Origin of the sequence: Neorhizobium sp. BT27B (assembly GCF_050455485.1) — a bacterium.
Classification (GTDB): domain Bacteria; phylum Pseudomonadota; class Alphaproteobacteria; order Rhizobiales; family Rhizobiaceae; genus Neorhizobium.
In genome coordinates this window covers 35,350-50,648 of the sequence record NZ_JBCIYT010000014.1, presented here as the reverse complement: position 1 = coordinate 50,648, position 15,299 = coordinate 35,350, and the positions used below count along the sequence as shown (strand labels likewise).

The window sequence follows — 15,299 nt, the reverse complement described above, 5'->3', positions numbered from 1 at the left end:
ATCTTCAAAGCCACAGGAGAAAGACATGGCTCAATCACTCGAAGGCAAGATTGCCGTCATCACCGGTGCCGCTTCCGGCATCGGCCTCGCCACCACCGAAAAGCTTTTGGAAAACGGCTGCACGGTCGTCATGGTCGACTGGAACGAGAAGGCGCTGAACGAACTCGTCGCCAGGCTCGGGAGCAAGGCGATCCCGCAGGTAACCAACCTGCTCGATGCCGACAGCTGCGCCGCGATGATCCCGGAAATCCTCAAGAAGGTCGATCATATCGACATTCTCTACTGCAATGCCGGCACCTATATCGGCGGCGACCTGACCGAAACGACGGCCGAAGAAATCGACCGCATGCTCAACCTCAACATCAATGCCGTGATGAAGAACGTTCATGCCGTCGTGCCGCATATGAGCGAGCGCAAGACCGGCGATATCATCGTCACCAGCTCGATCGCCGGGCATTACCCGACCCATTGGGAGCCGGTTTATGCGGGTTCCAAATGGGCGATCACCTGCTTCGTGCAGACCATGCGCCGCCAGATGATCCCGCACGGCGTGCGCGTTTCGCAGGTGTCTCCCGGCCCGGTTCTTTCCGCGCTGCTGGCGGATTGGCCGGAAGAGAACCTGCGCAAGGCCAAGGAATCCGGCAGCATCATCGAACCGGCCGAAGTGGCCGATGCCGTCGAATACATTCTCACCCGCAACCGCAACGTCACGATCCGCGACATGCTGGTCCTGCCGACCAATTTCGATCGCGTCTGAGATCGTTTCGATATCCGGTCGCGCCGCAGCCTGAAGGCACGGCGCGACCATTGCAGCCGAATGGAGGATGGTATGATGAGTTATTTTATCGGGGTCGATGTCGGTACGGGCTCGGCGCGCGCCGGCGTTTTCGATGCGGCCGGCACCATGCTGGCATCGGCGAAACATGACATCACCATTTTCCGCGACGACCACGGTCATGTGGAGCAATCCAGTGCCCAGATCTGGGATGCTGTCTGCGCCTCCATCCGCGCTGCCGTCGCAGATGCGGCCGTTGATCCTTCAGCGGTTGCCGGTATTGGTTTCGATGCCACCTGCTCTCTGGTCGTTGAGGGTGCGTCCGGTGGCGTGGGCGATCCCGCACATCCGGAGCGTGATATTATCGTCTGGATGGATCATCGCGCGCTCGATCAGGCGCGACGCATCAATGCCATGGGCCATGCTGTGCTTTCCTATGTCGGCGGCGTCATTTCGCCGGAGATGGAAACCCCAAAACTGCTGTGGCTCAAGGAAAACCGCCCGGAAGTTTATGCCAGCGCGGAAAACTTCTTTGACCTGACTGATTTCCTCACCTGGAAATCCACCGGTGCGCTGGAGCGCTCATCCTGCACGGTCACCTGTAAATGGACCTATCTCGCCCACGAGGATCGCTGGGACGAAAGCTACTTTCGTGCGATTGGCCTTGAGGATCTCGCCGCGGATGGTTTTCGCAAGATCGGGGAGAAAATTGTCCATCCGGGCACGGCGCTTGGTCACGGCTTGAGCGCAGATGCCGCCGAAGCCATGGGCTTGCGCCCCGGTATCGCCGTCGCCGCAGGTTTGATCGATGCGCATGCCGGTGGCATTGGAACGGTCGCGGCAAGCGGTGGCGCGCAGGATGCTTCCGCCTGCCTGGGCTACGTTTTCGGCACCTCCTCCTGCACCATGACAACGACAGTCGAACCGAAGTTCGTACCGGGCGTCTGGGGGCCGTATTTTTCTGCGATGGTCCCCGGCATGTGGTTGAACGAAGGTGGACAATCGGCCGCCGGTGCCGCCATCGACCAGTTGCTCAGCCTGCATCCCCATGCGGAAAAGGCGACGGAGATTGCGAGGGGCGAAGGTTTGGGGCTGCCGCAATGGCTGGCCAAAAGAGCCTTGGCGACCGTCAGCCATCCTTCTCGTGCTGTCCGGCTTGCGGGGCAGATGCAGGTCCTGCCGGAATTTCTTGGCAACCGCGCGCCATTCGCCGATCCGTCGGCGCGGGCCGTCGTGATGGGCCTTGGCATGGAAAATGGCCCCGAAAGTCTCGTCGCACTGTATGTCGCCGGACTGTGCGGCCTCGGTTATGGCCTGCGCCAGATCATCGATACACAGGCGCAAAACGGCGTTTCCGTCTCGACGATCTCGGTGTCCGGCGGCGCGGGCACTCATCCGCTCACCCGCCAGATCCTTGCCGATGCGACCGGCCTTCCGGTTGAGGTCACGGCCTGCCCGGAGCCGGTTCTGCTCGGCTCTGCCATGCTGGCAGCGGTGGCCGCCAAAACCTACGTCGATCTGCAGACCGCGATGCCCGCCATGTCTTCGGTTGCGGGGCGTAGCGAACCTGCTGACGGGGCCGTCCGGGCGCTGCACGAGGCGCGTTACCGGGCATTTTTGAAAACACAGACACTCGCTCGCGAGATGCGCGACGAGATCGAACCATTGCTGACCGCGGTTTCGAACTAGCGCGTCACCATTCATATCAGGGAGGACATCATGCAGTTTTCAGGACAATCCGTCATCATCACCGGCGCCGGCAAGGGCATCGGCCGCGCCTGTGCCAGGATCATGGCGCAACGGGGCGCCGAAGTCATTGCACTCAGCCGCACCGTCTCCGATCTGGACAGTCTGCGCGAGGAAATCGGTGGCCGCTCGATTGCCGTGGACCTCGCCGATCCGGCTGCTACACGCAGGGCGATGGCGCAGGCTGGCACCGCCGATTTCCTCATCAACAGCGCCGGCATCAACGTGCTGGAATCGAGCTTCGATATGACGGAAGCGGGTTATGAGGCCGTGATGGGCATCAATCTGCGGGCAGCGCTTATCACCTGCCAAGAATTTGGCCGTGCTCGCGTGGCTGCCGGGGGGGGCGGCGCCATCGTCAACATTACCTCGATTGCCGGGCATCGCGGTTTTACCGAGCATCTTTGTTATGCTGCCTCGAAAGCCGGTCTCGAAGGTGCGACCCGCGTTCTGGCCAAGGAGTTCGGCCCGCACGGTATTCGCGTCAATGCCGTCGCGCCGACCATCACGCTGACCGAACTTGCACTTGCGGCCTGGAGCGATCCGGCAAAATCGGCCCCCATGATGGTGCGTCACCCGATCGGGCGTTTCGCGGAAGTGGAGGATGTGGCGCGCACGATTGCGACACTGCTGTCACCGGATACGGCGATGGTCAATGGCGCTGTGCTCAGTGTGGATGGTGGCTTTCTCGCCGTCTGATCTGCAGCTGTCGCGATTGCCTGCGGTGTTTGCGCCATGGATGCATGGCGCAAACATCGAGACTTGGGCAGTGTTCTACTTCAGCGACACGACGCCGGCAGCGACATCCGGCAGGGCCGGAATGATGCCGCTCTTGGCATACCATTCGGCCACGGCGGTGATCTGCTTCACATTGGCTTCCGAAACGCCGGTGGTCGGAACGGCATTGTTTTCGCCGATCTTGGCGCCGAGATCTGCCGGAACGTTCATTTCCTTGGCCCAGATGGCGCCGGCTTCCGTCTTGTTGGCCACGGCCCAGGCGTTTTCCGACTTGATGACGTCGAAAACGAGCTGAAGCTGATCGGCCTTTTCCTTGGCGAAGGCGCTGCTTGCGACCAGAACCACGGCATTGTCGGACTTGATGGCAGCACCATCGGCAACGACCTTGCCGTCATAGGCTTTTTCCGCGATCGTCAGGAAGGGGTCCCAGGTTGCCCAGGCGTCGACATGGCCCTGGGTAAAGCTCGGGCCACTGTCGCTGGGGCTGAGATAAACGCGTTCGACGCTTTTCGGATCGACGCCATTGGTTTCAAGGCCCTGCATCAGCAGATATTCGCCGGTGCCGCCACGGTTGACCGCGACCTTCTTGCCGGCGAGGTCCTTGATCGAGGCGATGCCGGAATCCTTTTTCACCACGATGCCTTCGGAACCGGGCGCCATCTTCTGGTAGGCGAAAACGACGAGCGGGATTTTGGCCGAAAGCGCTGCGATTGCCGATGTCGAGCTGCCGGCCGTGATGTCGATGCTGCCGGCATTGAGCGCCTCGAAGGCGGGGGCGGCGGCCGGGAAGGGGCCGGCCCATTCCACCTTGATGCCCTTTTCGGACAGCGCCTTTTCCAGCGTGCCGCGGGATTTGGCGAGCGTGATGTCGTTGGGACCGCGCAGCCAGCCGATCCGCACGACATCGTCGGCGGCCTGAACGGAGGGTGCGAAGGTGGCGGCGGCGGTGACGAAGGCCGCGGCTGCAAGGAATGTGCGCTTGGTGATCATCAATGTGTCCAATCTGCCATTCTGGCGTGGGGTTCGGGCATGCGGGTGTTCAAGCATGAAGGGGTTCGACGCCGAGTTCCCTGAGAAGCTCGGCTTCGATACGGCTGGTTCGGGGATCGTCGCGGCGGCGCGGGTGATCGATATCGACGCGGATTTCTTTGATGAAACGACCCTGGTCGAGCACCAGTATACGGTCGGCAAGCGCCACCGCCTCCCAAACGTCATGGGTGACGAGCAGCACCGCCGGGTGATGTTTGCGCCAGAGTTCGAACACCAGATCATGCATGCGCAGCCGGGTAAGGGCGTCGAGTGCGGCAAAGGGTTCGTCCAAAAGCAGCAGTTCCGGTTCGCGAACCAGAGCCCGTGCGAGAGCCGAGCGTTGCGCCTCGCCGCCCGAAAGCGTCAGCGGCCAGGCATCGACCCGGTGCGACAGGCCAACGTCAGCCAGCGCCTGCGTCGCCAAGGATCGCGCATCCGCGCGGCGTACGCCGAGCGCGACGTTGTCGATCACGCTTTTCCAGGGCAGAAGGCGCGGCTCCTGAAAAACCACCGAACGGCGGGAGGGAAGTTCCAGCTTCTGCGCCGGTGCGGTGTCGAGACCGGCGAGAACACGCAGCAGGGTGGATTTCCCAGAGCCGCTGCGGCCGAGCAGGGCAACGAATTCGCCGGGCGCCATGGTCAGATCGATGCCATCGAGAACGGCCGGGCCGCCGAACGAGCGGTGCAGTTTGCGGATATCGACAAGAGTGCTCATGCGATCACCTCCGGGCGCCAGCGCAGCGCATAGGCTTCGATCATGCGCACCAGACCATCGGTCAGCAGGCCCATGATGGCGTAGACGAGAAGGCAGACGACGATAACGTCCGTCTGCAGGAAATCGCGGGCATAGGTGATGATGTAGCCGATGCCGCTGGAGGCGTTGATCTGTTCGCCGACGACAAGGCTCAACCACGCGACACTGAGGCCATAACGCACGCCGACGAGAAGCGATGGCAGCGCGCCGGGAATGACGATATGGCGGATGATGCCGAATGTGCCGAGCTCCAGCGTCTGCCCAGCCTCGATCAACTTCTTGTCGATACCGCGAATGCCGCCATGCAGGGTGAGGTAGATCGGAAAGACGGTGCCGAAGGCGACAAGCCCGATCTTTGGCGCTTCGCCGATGCCGAACCACAGGATGAACAGCGGCAAGAGGCCGAGGAACGGCATGGCCTTCAGCATCTGGATCGGTGGGTCGATGATCGTTTCACCCAGCCGCGACAGGCCCGAGACCAAGGCCAGAAGAATGCCGAGGATCAGCGCGATCGAGAAACCTGCCAGTACGCGCAGGAAGGACACGATCAGGCCGTTGATCAGCTCGCCGGACGCAACGAGGCGTCCGGCAGTCGCGATGATGTCGCTTGGCCCGGCAAGGATGCGCGGCGACAGCAGGCCAGTCATGCTGGCGAGTTGCCAGACAAGGATGATGGCAAGCGGTGAGGCCAGCCGCATGGCGGTGTTGGCCAGTTTGCGGCCGCTACGTCGGCCCGGTGCCGGGCCAGCCACCGGGTTAGTCGCGTTGGTCTGACCGGCCGTGCTGGTATCAGCCATTGGCGGGTTTCCCGGACAGATCGCGATCGAACAGCGTCGACCATGTAAACTGCTTGCGTTCCGGCACCAGCCGTTCGACCGGCAGTTTGGGCAGCACGAGTTCGCCGAAACGATAGGCTTCCTCCAGAAGCGGCATGCCGGACAGGATGAACGTATCGACGCCGACCTTGCGGTAGGCCTCCAGCGTGCGGATCACGGTGTCGGGGGAACCGACAATGGCGGTGCCGGGGCCGGGGCGCACGAGGCCGATGCCCGCCCACAGGTTGGGGGCGATTTCGAGGTCGCGGAGATTGGTCGGCTTGATGCCGCCATGCATGGCGCTCATCCGCTGCTGGCCGATCGAATCCGTGTTGGACACGAAACGCTTGTTGCCGGCAATCGCCGTCTCGTCCATCTGGTCGTAGAGATCGGCGGCCGCTTCCCAGGCCTTGGCGTCGGTCTGGCGGACGATGACGTAAAGGCGGATGCCATAGGTGAGTTCGCGGCCATGTTCGGCCGCGCGGGCTTTTACCTGCTTGACCTTCTCGCCCATCTGCTCCGGCGTTTCGCCCCATGAGAGATAGGTTTCCACATGCTTGGCGGCCACTTCGATGGCGCTGTCCGACGAACCACCGAACCAGAGCGGCGGCGGCTGGATGTCGGTGCCGGCCGGCAGCGCCAGCTTTGCGCCTTCGGTCTGGAAATATTTGCCCTTGTGGGTGACGCTTTCCCCCGCCATCAGCCGGTGCCAGATGGTCAGGTATTCATCGGCCATGACGTAACGTTCGTCATGGGGGAGCATCATGCCATAGGCGCCGAGCATCTTTGCGTCGCCGGAAACGACGTTCAGCATCAGGCGGCCATTGGAAAATTCCTGAAACGTCGCCGCCATCTTGGCCAGAAGCGTCGGGGCAATCAGGCCGGGATGGAAGGCGATCAGGAATTTCATCCGTTCCGTATAGGGCAGCAACGCGCCGGCCAGCGGCCAGACATCGTGCGCACCGGTGGCAAACAGGGCGCCGGTATAACCGAGATGGTCATAGGCCTGGGCAAGCTGCTTGTAATAACCGTAATCGATGGTGCGGGAGCCTTCCGGCTTCCACGGATAGGCACCATCGGGAGCGCACATGTACCAGAGAACGTTCATGGTCCGATCTCCTTGCCGTTGTTCGTGTCGGCAGTATTGGTATCGATGGTGAGTTTGGCGGCGAGGTCGCCATGGGCAAACAGCGTGTCGGCCTCCGCCTGCTGTTCACGCAACAGCCGCGTATCGGCAGTAATCACGTCCCAGTTCCGCTCGGAGACGATGCGTGTCCAGGCGCGGCGCTCCGCCTCGTTGCCATCGACAGACAGCAATGCCGCAGCCTTTTCCGGATCAGCAGCGATCTGCTGGCCAAGGTGTTGCAACTCGCCTGCGAAGGCGTCGAGCGTCTCGGCCGACAGGCCACGATCCTTGATCGTCCAGAAGGTCGAGCGATTGGGAATGAGATCGCCGCAATGGGCCAGAACACGGAACTCGCCGCTGACGAGGGACTGTTCGAGATGCGGTGCCATGGCGATCCAGGCGGCAACCGTTCCCTCCTGCAAAGCCTCGCGGGAGGGCACGGGCGCGATATCCCTGCGCTCGACATCGTTCAGCGTGAGCCCCGCCTCTTCAAGGCGCTTGGCGAGGAGATAGGTCAGGAAAGAACCGTCCACCAGGGCGATCGGCTTGCCCTTCAGGTCGGCGATGGTTTCGATGTCGGCGGTTTTGGCAACAAAGATGGCACCGTTCGTCGGGCGCGGCGCCGATGCGCCGGCATAGGCAACCGACAGGCCGGATGCGGCGGCCAGAATGGGCGGCGTGGAGCCGGTGCCGCCGATATCGAATTCATCTGCCTGAAGCCGTGTTGCCGTCTCGCGGCCCTCGACGTAACTGACGAATTCCGGCTTGAACGATGCGAAGGCGCCGGGCCATAAAGACGCCAGCCGAAGGTGCAGATTGTTGGGGTGGTGGCCAATCCTCAAAACCAAAACGTTCACCTCATTGAATGTTGTTATATAAATTTATATAATGAAGGTAACAGGCTCGGCGAGAAATGCGACGCTGAAATTGCCTGATGAGGAAGAAAAATATTCCAGCGTTGGAGGACGCAGAATGACGAAAGACCAAAACGGCGCGGATGAACGAAATCGCAAGCCGCATGTGCCGAAAATTAGATGCCAGGCGATCGGCGAGGCGTCCGATTTCATGAAATCGATGTCGAACCCGGTTCGCCTGTCGATCCTGTGCGTGCTGATGGAGGGCGCGCGGACGGTGGGTGAGCTGGAAAAGATCCTCGACGTGCACCAGCCGACCCTGTCGCAGCAGATCGGCGAACTGCGCGAGGCGGGCATCATTGCCGGCGAACGTGCCGCCAAAGCGGTCGTCTACCGGCTGGCCGATCCCCGCGCAGGCCAGATCATCGGCCATTTGCGTCTTCTGTTTGCCAACCCGCAGGCTTCGGCGATCTGGCGCGGTGCGCAGTTCGGCGAAACGCTGCCGGGCGAGATGGGTTGATCCTGCGGGAGATGGCGGGCATCATGCGCGCCACCATTGATGGAAATGATGAACCGGGCCGTGCCCGCCGCCGATTTTCAAGGTCTTTCCCTCGATAAGGGCCTGCTGGAGATAGGTTTTGGCGTGATCCACCGCATCGCCGAGCGCCATACCACTGGCGAGACCAGCGGTCACTGCCGCTGCCAGCGTGCAGCCGGTGCCGTGGTCATTGTTCGTATCCACGCGGGGTGCCGAAAATTCCCTGACACCCGCATGATCGACAAGAAGATCGACGCTGTCATCGCCGCCGGCATGACCGCCCTTGATCAGCACGGAAGCGGCACCGGCGGTCAGGATGATTTCCGCCTGACGGATCATCTGCGCCCGCGTTTCGGCGATGGGCGTGGCGGTGAGCAGGGCGGCTTCCGGCAGGTTTGGCGTGACGATCGTCGCCTTCGGCACGAGGCCGGCGATCAGGGCCTCGATCGCATCCTCGCGCAACAGCCGGTCGCCCGATGTCGCGACCATGACCGGATCGAGAACAACCGGACCTTGATAGCCTTCCAGTTCCTGCGCAATTGCGAGGATGGTTTCGCTGCGTGACACCATGCCGATCTTGATGGCATGCACATCGATATCGGCAAGCACCGACCGGATCTGCGCTCGGATCGTCTGTGACGAGATATCCTCCACCGCGGTTACGCCAAGCGTGTTTTGCGCGGTCACGGCGGTGATCACACTGGTGGCGTAGACACCCAGCGCCGAGAACGTCTTGATATCAGCCTGGATGCCGGCGCCACCGCCGCTGTCGGATCCGGCAATCGTCATGGCGGTGGCTGTCATTGCGGCACTCCCTTCAAGGCGTGATCGACGGCGTGTCGAAAATCACGGCAGGCGGTGGCAATGTCGGGTGCGCGAAAGATCGCCGAAATGACGGCGACGCCATCGGCACCGGCGGCGATCACATCCGGCACTTGCCGCAGGCCGATACCGGCGATGGCGCCGACCGGCAGGCCGGGATCGAGTGTACGCAATTGCGCCCGCAGCCGGCGAAAGCCATCCAGCCCGACCGGCGGATCGGGATTGTGCTTCGACAACGTCTCGAACACGCCGCCGATGCAGGCATAGCTTGCCGCCGCCCGTCCGGCCCGTTCGGCATCGGCAGGTGTCTTGACGGTGAGGCCGATGATGGCCGCAGGGCCAAGCAGCCGACGCGCGGTTGCGGCATCCATGTCGTCGGCGCCCAGATGCACACCGTCTGCGCCGGCCGCCAGTGCCACATCGACGCGGTCGTTCACCACCAGCGGCACGCCGGTTCCCCGCAGCGCTTCGAGAATGGCCTTGGCGCGCTCGATCATGGCGCCGGTCGAGCCGGTCTTGTCGCGGTACTGGATCAGCGTCGCGCCATTTTTTGCGGCGATAGCGGCGAGTTCCGGCAGGTTGCCGATATCGGCAAGGCCGGCATCGACGATCGGGTTCAGTCGGTAATCAATGGTCATGGTCGATCCTTGCAGCCTTGCGCAGTGCTTCCGGGGTGAGCGCCGAGAGCGTGTCCAGAAAGGCGACGCCGAAACTGCCGGGGCCGCGTGCGAGTTCGGCAGCCTGTTCGGCCGCCACGCCGGTTGCTGCCAGTGCCGCGGTGGCGGCGGCAAGCGCATCCGGCTCGACGGTCAGGAAGGCGGCAATCACCCCGCCGGACAGGCAGCCCGTGCCGGTGACTTCCGCCATCCAGCGATGGCCGTTGCGCACGGTGACGCTGCGTCTGCCATCCGTTAGCCGGTCTGCCGCGCCGGTCTCGATGTTCAGAATGGCGCCGGTATCGCCGATCAGTGCCATCTCCGCCCTGTTGCCGCGAACGACGGTGGGCCGGTGCGCAATCAGCGTCCGGGCAAAGGCCAGACGTGACGGCGAATAGTCGCAATGGACCGGATCGAGGATCCAGGGTTTTCCCGCATCATTGGCGATCTCGACCGCCCGTTCGATGACGTTGCGGCGTTCGGCATCCAGCGTGCCGAGATTGACGGTGAGCACATCCGCCTTGGATACGAAATCGGCGATCTCGTCCGGTGAAGATGTCATCGACGGGATGGCGCCGATCACGGTAATTCCGTCGGCGGTGAATTTCTGCACCACCGTGTTCATCAGGCAATGCACCCTCGGGCGCCGCGCGCGTACGCGCTGTAGTAGGTCGGCGGCTTGTTCTGCTGTCGGGAATGTCTGCGTCATGGTCAGCGGATCTCCAGTGCGATGTCTTCGACGGGCGGCGCTTTTTGGATCAGCCCGCTTGCCTGCATGAAATCGCCAAATCGCTGGTACCGGCCGCGATCGAGCGCCGCCGGCCGTTTGGCAAACCGCGGCAGCGTATCGGTGAAGGCCTGACGGTTCAGCGCATCGTCGAGATTGGGATAGGCGGCGATGAACAGTTTCCAGGCGTCGTCGGGATGATTGGTCAGGAAGATTGCGGCCTTCTCGACAGCTTCGAGAAAACGCGGCAGGCGCGGATCGGCCGTCAGCCTGTCGTTCGCGACGAAAATCAGTTCGTCATAAACGGGCACGCCGTGTTCTTCGGGAAAGAACGATCGGCCTTCATGGCCTTCGATACGCATCTGGGTCAGCTCGAAATTGCGAAAGCCGCCAAGCGTGGCATCGACCTTGCCGCCGATCAGCGAAGGCGACAGCGCAAAATTGACGTTGATGAGCTCTACATCCTCAAGGCTCAGCCCTTCGCCCTCCAGCATGCGTTTCAGCATGGCGTCTTCGAACCCGGTGACGGAAAAGCCGATCTTCTTGCCGCGCAGATCCTTCAGGCTTTTGATCGGACCATCGGCGAGTACGGTGACGGTGTTCAGCGGTGTTTCGACCAGTGTGCCGATGCGCTTGAGCGGCAGGCCGGCGGCGCGGTCGAGATAGAGGTTCGGCTGGTAATGAATGCCGATATCGGCCTGACCCGCCGCGACAAGACGCGGCACCGTCGATGGATCGGCCGGCGGCACCAGCTCGACGTCGAGGCCGGCGGCTTCGAAATAGCCGTTGCGTGCAGCAATGACGAGCGGGGCATGATCCGGGTTGACGAACCATTCGAGCATGACCGTCAGTTTGTCGGCGGCATGGGCAGCGGAGGCATTGAGGCTGGTGAACATGGCAATGGCGATTGCCAGCAGGGTTCGTTTCATTGTTTGTCGTCTCTCCTCAGGATGAAAACAGTGTGTCGGGATCGGTCTCTGCCGCCCAATGCGGATGTCCGCGTGTCAGGCGGTCGAAGATCATCCGCAGGCTGACGCTGGTCAGCGCCAGAATGGCCATGGCGGCAAACACGATGTCGGTCTGCATGCGGGCATTGGCCTGAACCATGACGAAACCCAGCCCGGCCGAAGCCCCCACCCATTCGCCGATGACGGCGCCAAGCGGCGCAAGCGGCACGGCGACTCGCAGGCCCGATATCAGCGCGGGCAGGGCAAGCGGCACCCTCAGCCGCACCAGCACCTGCCACGGCGTCGCCTTCGTCAGTGCGGCCGATTCCATCAGCACCGGTTCGGTGCGCCTCAGTCCATCTGCGAAGGACGAGGCGACGGGGAAGAAGATGACGATCGTCGTCATCGCCACTTTCGAGGCCATGCCGAAACCCAGCCAGAGAACCAGAAGCGGCGCGAGCACGAAGACGGGAAAGGTCTGCAGGACAAGCACCATTGGCCAGACAAGCCTGCCGGTGCGCGGCAGCGCCATCACCAGAAACGCCACCGCTATGCCGAAGACGCTGCCGAAAAGCAGGCCCGCGAAAATTTCCCCGAGCGTGACTAACGTGTGATGGGCAAGGAAATCGCTTTGACGCGCCAAGGCCTGCACCACCGCGAACGGTGATGGCAGGAGATAGCGTGGTGGTGAAAACAGCTCCACGGCTGCCAGCCAGATTGCCAGCAGCAGAAAAAGCCCGAAGGCCGCGAACCGGAACTGCATGTCAGTGACGTGACATGCAGCCACCGGACCGCGATGGTCGACGGGCTCGAAAATCTCTCAAAACGTGTGGCATGGCTGATCTCCTGACAGCGATATCATGGAGATCCAGGCGAGCGGAGAATAAGAAAGAGGTGCACAAACGCGCCGTTTCCGTTCCTACGCCGGAATGACCCGGATCAGGTTCAAGGGTCCGGCTCACCGCCATCTCAGCACCGTTCGGTGCTCCCCTCGGAATGGCGATGAAGCTGGACCGGGAAACTGCCTTTGTCAATCCGGTGCAAGCATTCTGTGTCAGGTCCTGTGCGATTTCATGATTTACAGACGCATCCAGCCCATATCGGCGTGGCGGCAAAATGTTTGCGAAAAGCTGCTTCGTCTAACGTGTCAAAGACCGATAGAGCTGGCAGTACCTGTCCACCATCACTTCGGCTCTCAGCTCCTGATTGTATCTCTGTCGCGCGTTCGCCGAGAATACGGCCACTGTTCGCGGCTCTGACTGCAAGCGCCTCATGGCGTCAGCGAGACCTGTCGGGCTATTGGGCGGCACGACGATGCCTGTTTCGCCATCCCTGTTGACGAAACTCGTTCCCGTGCCGATTTCGCAGCTGATCATCGGCTTGCCGAACATGGCTGCTTCAACGAGCGAAAGGCCAAAGGCCTCGGAGCGCAGGTGCGAGGGAAACACAAAAGCGGTGCAAAGCTGCAGCAACGCCGCCTTGTCGAGATCGCTGATCGGACCAAGAAAATGCACATTGGACAGGCCGGCGCGGGCCGCCTGGTTTTTCAGGTCGCCTTCCACAGGTCCTTCGCCGGCGATCAGGATGTCGGCATCGACATGCTTTGCCGCCTCGATCAGCGTGTGGAGGCCTTTGTAATAACGCAGCACACCGATGAACAGAAAGAACGGTCTTGGGAAGCGTGCCTTCCACCCGTCTTTCAGTTGCGCAGATGCATGCGGATAATCCGCCTCGTCGAGGCCCAGCGGAATGACCTCGGTCTTGTCCCGGTAGCGCTGCAGTACTTCGCTGCTCGCCAGATAGTTCGGCGAGGTCGCGACGATGCGATCGACACGCGACAGGAAGCGGTGCATCAGCGGCCGATAGAGCTGCAACAGCGTCTTCTGTTTGACGATATCGGAATGCTAGGTGACCACCGTCGGCTTTCCCGGCGGATGCAGCACATGCAGAAGGTCCATGAACGGCCAGGGGAAATGGTAGTGGACGATGTCGGAACCAGCGCTGAGCTGTTTGAATTTGGTGACCGCGGCGCGTGAAAAGCCGGTAGAGGCAAACTCGAAATCGAGTTTTGCCTTGTGCGCCATATGGTCGTCGAATTCCACGCTGTTGGCGATCGGCTCACGGCTGAGCGACAGCACATCGGACTGTATGTCGTGCAGACCTGCGCCCTTGGCGATCGCATGGATCGTCCGCTCGACGCCGCCGAAAGTATCCGGATAATACGTCTTGAAGACGTGGAGAACGCGCATTTCAAAGCCTCGAATGCATCGTTGCCCGACGCCGTTCACCAGAACGACGGCGCCGAGCCTTGATTTCGGGCTTTACCCGCGACCGAATTCGTCGGAGACGCGAACGATGTCGTCTTCGCCGAGATAGGAGCCGGTCTGCACCTCGATCATTTCCAGCATGATCTTGCCGGGATTATAGAGGCGATGAAGGTCGCCCTGCGGAATGTAAACTGACTCGTTTTCACGCACAAAGGTAACCTTGTCGCCGACGGTCACTTCTGCCGTGCCCTTGACGCAGATCCAGTGTTCCGAACGATGGAAATGTTTCTGCAGCGACAGCTTCTTGCCCGGCAACACGAACAGACGCTTCACTTGGAAACGGTCGCCGTTGAGAAGCGACGTGTAGCCGCCCCAGGGGCGATAGGAGGTCGGGTGGGTTTCCGTCAGGCTCGATGTCGCTTTGGCTTTGGCGAGGTACTTCACCAGCTTGCCGACTTCCTGCGCTTCATCGAGGCGACCGACGTAAACCGCGTCCTCGCTGGCGATAACCGCGACGTCCTTGAGGCCCTGCACCGCAAGGTGCGAGGCGCGTGACAGAACCAGAGAATTTTCGGTGTTCATGACTGTGGCATTGCCGATGACGACATTACCCTTGTCATCCTTTTCTCCGAGCTTCCACACCGCATCCCAGCTGCCGAGATCCGACCACGCAAAGGCCGAGGTGACGACGGCGGCATTGGAGGTCTTTTCCATGACCGCATAGTCGATGGAAATGTCCGGGCTCGCTGCAAAGCTTGCCTCGTCGAGGCGGACGAAATCGAGATCGACGACCGCCTTGTCGACGGCAGCGCTGGCGGCTTCATGAACGGCGGGCGCAAACGCCTCGAGTTCGCTCAGGAGCAGATCGGCGCGGGACATGAATATGCCGGAGTTCCAGAAGAATCCGCCTGCTGCCAGCATCTGTTCGGCTGCAGCAAGCTGTGGCTTCTCAACGAAGCGCTTGACCTTGTGAGCGCCGGACGCGAACGATTCGCCCTGCTCGATGTAACCGTAACCGGTGGCCGGTTCGGTCGGCTTGATGCCGAAGGTGACGATTTTGCCCGAGGCGGCCGTCTGACGCGCAGTCGCGATCGCCTCGTTCCAGTCCTTGCCAGCGTCGATCTCGTGATCGGAGGCGAGAAGCTGGAGAATGGCGTCTTCGCCAAACGTCTTCTTCAGGTGGAATGCAGTTGCAGCGATGGCGGCTGCGGTGTTGCGGGCGACGGGTTCGAGCAGGATGGCGGAAAGTTCGACGCCGACTTCGCGGGCCTGCTCGGCGACCGTGAAGCGAAAGTCCTGATTGGTGATGACGACCGGTGCTTCATAGACAGCGCTGTCTGCGACGCGCTCCAAGGTTTCCTGAAACAGCGTCTTTTCATCAACGACCTGGATGAACTGTTTCGGTGCGCTCGAACGCGACAACGGCCAGAGACGGGTGCCTTTGCCGCCGGCCATGATGACGGGAATGATCTTCTGGGTCATAAAATATCTCCGAGGGTCGGGCG

General features: G+C 61.7%; 15 protein-coding genes, 1 pseudogene and 1 riboswitch. Of the genes and pseudogenes, 4 read left to right on the top strand and 12 right to left on the bottom strand.

Annotation, left to right across the window (positions count from 1 at the left end; genetic code table 11):
- Positions 1–25: 25 nt before the first annotated feature.
- From AAIH70_RS26615 to AAIH70_RS26605, 3 genes are all read left to right on the top strand, one after another.
- The gene (locus AAIH70_RS26615) at positions 26–757 is read left to right on the top strand and encodes an SDR family oxidoreductase (protein WP_132279948.1); all 732 of its coding nucleotides are present in this window, start codon (positions 26–28) and stop codon (positions 755–757) included.
- A 72-nt stretch (positions 758–829) separates the two neighbouring features.
- A complete protein-coding gene (locus AAIH70_RS26610; protein ID WP_132279945.1) occupies positions 830–2,464 on the top strand; it encodes an FGGY-family carbohydrate kinase in 1,635 nt (544 codons plus the stop codon).
- Positions 2,465–2,494: 30 nt separating this feature from the next.
- Positions 2,495–3,220 (top strand): SDR family oxidoreductase, encoded by a 726-nt coding sequence (locus tag AAIH70_RS26605; RefSeq protein WP_132279942.1) that lies wholly within the window; start codon positions 2,495–2,497, stop codon positions 3,218–3,220.
- 75 nt (positions 3,221–3,295) lie between these two features.
- Here the strand turns inward: AAIH70_RS26605 and AAIH70_RS26600 are convergent, their stop codons facing one another.
- The 5 genes from AAIH70_RS26600 to AAIH70_RS26580 are packed head-to-tail and all read right to left on the bottom strand — an operon-like array spanning position 3,296 to position 7,831.
- The gene (locus AAIH70_RS26600) at positions 3,296–4,249 is read right to left on the bottom strand and encodes an aliphatic sulfonate ABC transporter substrate-binding protein (protein WP_132279939.1); all 954 of its coding nucleotides are present in this window, start codon (positions 4,247–4,249) and stop codon (positions 3,296–3,298) included.
- 49 nt (positions 4,250–4,298) lie between these two features.
- Positions 4,299–5,003 (bottom strand): ABC transporter ATP-binding protein, encoded by a 705-nt coding sequence (locus tag AAIH70_RS26595; RefSeq protein ID WP_132279936.1) that lies wholly within the window; start codon positions 5,001–5,003, stop codon positions 4,299–4,301.
- Complete coding sequence (locus tag AAIH70_RS26590) at positions 5,000–5,839, bottom strand: ABC transporter permease subunit (RefSeq protein ID WP_245519370.1); 840 nt, start codon at positions 5,837–5,839, stop codon at positions 5,000–5,002. Before AAIH70_RS26590 ends, AAIH70_RS26595 begins: the two co-directional genes overlap by 4 nt.
- Positions 5,832–6,965 (bottom strand): LLM class flavin-dependent oxidoreductase, encoded by a 1,134-nt coding sequence (locus AAIH70_RS26585; RefSeq protein ID WP_132279933.1) that lies wholly within the window; start codon positions 6,963–6,965, stop codon positions 5,832–5,834. Before AAIH70_RS26585 ends, AAIH70_RS26590 begins: the two co-directional genes overlap by 8 nt.
- Positions 6,962–7,831 carry an ABC transporter substrate-binding protein gene (locus AAIH70_RS26580; RefSeq protein WP_430036706.1) on the bottom strand — a complete coding sequence of 290 codons (870 nt, stop codon included), beginning with the start codon at positions 7,829–7,831 and terminating at the stop codon, positions 6,962–6,964. The genes AAIH70_RS26585 and AAIH70_RS26580 overlap by 4 nt, the downstream gene beginning before the upstream one ends.
- 124 nt (positions 7,832–7,955) lie before the next feature.
- Here AAIH70_RS26580 and AAIH70_RS26575 point away from each other — a divergent pair, with 124 nt between their 5' ends.
- Positions 7,956–8,357, top strand: a complete 402-nt coding sequence (locus tag AAIH70_RS26575; RefSeq protein ID WP_245519369.1) for an ArsR/SmtB family transcription factor — start codon at positions 7,956–7,958, stop codon at positions 8,355–8,357.
- 21 nt (positions 8,358–8,378) lie between these two features.
- On the opposite strand, the gene thiD is transcribed toward AAIH70_RS26575, so the two are convergent.
- From thiD to AAIH70_RS26540, 7 genes and pseudogenes are all read right to left on the bottom strand, one after another.
- Positions 8,379–9,179: a bifunctional hydroxymethylpyrimidine kinase/phosphomethylpyrimidine kinase gene (gene thiD / locus AAIH70_RS26570; protein WP_132279927.1), complete on the bottom strand. Its 801-nt coding sequence runs from the start codon at positions 9,177–9,179 to the stop codon at positions 8,379–8,381.
- Positions 9,176–9,835 carry a thiamine phosphate synthase gene (gene thiE / locus AAIH70_RS26565; protein ID WP_132279924.1) on the bottom strand — a complete coding sequence of 220 codons (660 nt, stop codon included), beginning with the start codon at positions 9,833–9,835 and terminating at the stop codon, positions 9,176–9,178. The genes thiD and thiE overlap by 4 nt, the downstream gene beginning before the upstream one ends.
- On the bottom strand, positions 9,825–10,562 hold the full coding sequence (locus AAIH70_RS26560) for a hydroxyethylthiazole kinase (protein WP_132279921.1): 738 nt from the start codon (positions 10,560–10,562) through the stop codon (positions 9,825–9,827). The genes thiE and AAIH70_RS26560 overlap by 11 nt, the downstream gene beginning before the upstream one ends.
- Positions 10,563–10,564: 2 nt before the next feature.
- Positions 10,565–11,509: an ABC transporter substrate-binding protein gene (locus tag AAIH70_RS26555; RefSeq protein ID WP_132279918.1), complete on the bottom strand. Its 945-nt coding sequence runs from the start codon at positions 11,507–11,509 to the stop codon at positions 10,565–10,567.
- A gap of 16 nt (positions 11,510–11,525) precedes the next feature.
- Complete coding sequence (locus AAIH70_RS26550) at positions 11,526–12,290, bottom strand: ABC transporter permease (RefSeq protein ID WP_132279915.1); 765 nt, start codon at positions 12,288–12,290, stop codon at positions 11,526–11,528.
- Positions 12,291–12,426: 136 nt separating this feature from the next.
- Positions 12,427–12,529, bottom strand: a riboswitch (TPP riboswitch).
- Positions 12,530–12,666: 137 nt separating this feature from the next.
- Positions 12,667–13,776: pseudogene (locus AAIH70_RS26545) on the bottom strand (glycosyltransferase family 4 protein).
- Between the two features lie 72 nt (positions 13,777–13,848).
- Positions 13,849–15,276: a mannose-1-phosphate guanylyltransferase/mannose-6-phosphate isomerase gene (locus AAIH70_RS26540; RefSeq protein WP_430036700.1), complete on the bottom strand. Its 1,428-nt coding sequence runs from the start codon at positions 15,274–15,276 to the stop codon at positions 13,849–13,851.
- Positions 15,277–15,299: the final 23 nt, after the last annotated feature.

Excerpts from the sequence above, each read along its gene's own strand:
- AAIH70_RS26615 (WP_132279948.1), top strand. The coding sequence starts at position 26 with ATGGCTCAATCACTCGAAGGCAAGATTGCCGTCATCACCGGTGCCGCT.
- AAIH70_RS26610 (WP_132279945.1), top strand. The coding sequence starts at position 830 with ATGATGAGTTATTTTATCGGGGTCGATGTCGGTACGGGCTCGGCGCGC.
- AAIH70_RS26605 (WP_132279942.1), top strand. The coding sequence starts at position 2,495 with ATGCAGTTTTCAGGACAATCCGTCATCATCACCGGCGCCGGCAAGGGC.
- AAIH70_RS26600 (WP_132279939.1), bottom strand. The coding sequence starts at position 4,249 with ATGATCACCAAGCGCACATTCCTTGCAGCCGCGGCCTTCGTCACCGCC.
- AAIH70_RS26595 (WP_132279936.1), bottom strand. The coding sequence starts at position 5,003 with ATGAGCACTCTTGTCGATATCCGCAAACTGCACCGCTCGTTCGGCGGC.
- AAIH70_RS26590 (WP_245519370.1), bottom strand. The coding sequence starts at position 5,839 with ATGGCTGATACCAGCACGGCCGGTCAGACCAACGCGACTAACCCGGTG.
- AAIH70_RS26585 (WP_132279933.1), bottom strand. The coding sequence starts at position 6,965 with ATGAACGTTCTCTGGTACATGTGCGCTCCCGATGGTGCCTATCCGTGG.
- AAIH70_RS26575 (WP_245519369.1), top strand. The coding sequence starts at position 7,956 with ATGACGAAAGACCAAAACGGCGCGGATGAACGAAATCGCAAGCCGCAT.
- thiD (WP_132279927.1), bottom strand. The coding sequence starts at position 9,179 with ATGACAGCCACCGCCATGACGATTGCCGGATCCGACAGCGGCGGTGGC.
- thiE (WP_132279924.1), bottom strand. The coding sequence starts at position 9,835 with ATGACCATTGATTACCGACTGAACCCGATCGTCGATGCCGGCCTTGCC.
- AAIH70_RS26560 (WP_132279921.1), bottom strand. The coding sequence starts at position 10,562 with ATGACGCAGACATTCCCGACAGCAGAACAAGCCGCCGACCTACTACAG.
- AAIH70_RS26555 (WP_132279918.1), bottom strand. The coding sequence starts at position 11,509 with ATGAAACGAACCCTGCTGGCAATCGCCATTGCCATGTTCACCAGCCTC.
- AAIH70_RS26550 (WP_132279915.1), bottom strand. The coding sequence starts at position 12,290 with ATGCAGTTCCGGTTCGCGGCCTTCGGGCTTTTTCTGCTGCTGGCAATC.
- AAIH70_RS26540 (WP_430036700.1), bottom strand. The coding sequence starts at position 15,276 with ATGACCCAGAAGATCATTCCCGTCATCATGGCCGGCGGCAAAGGCACC.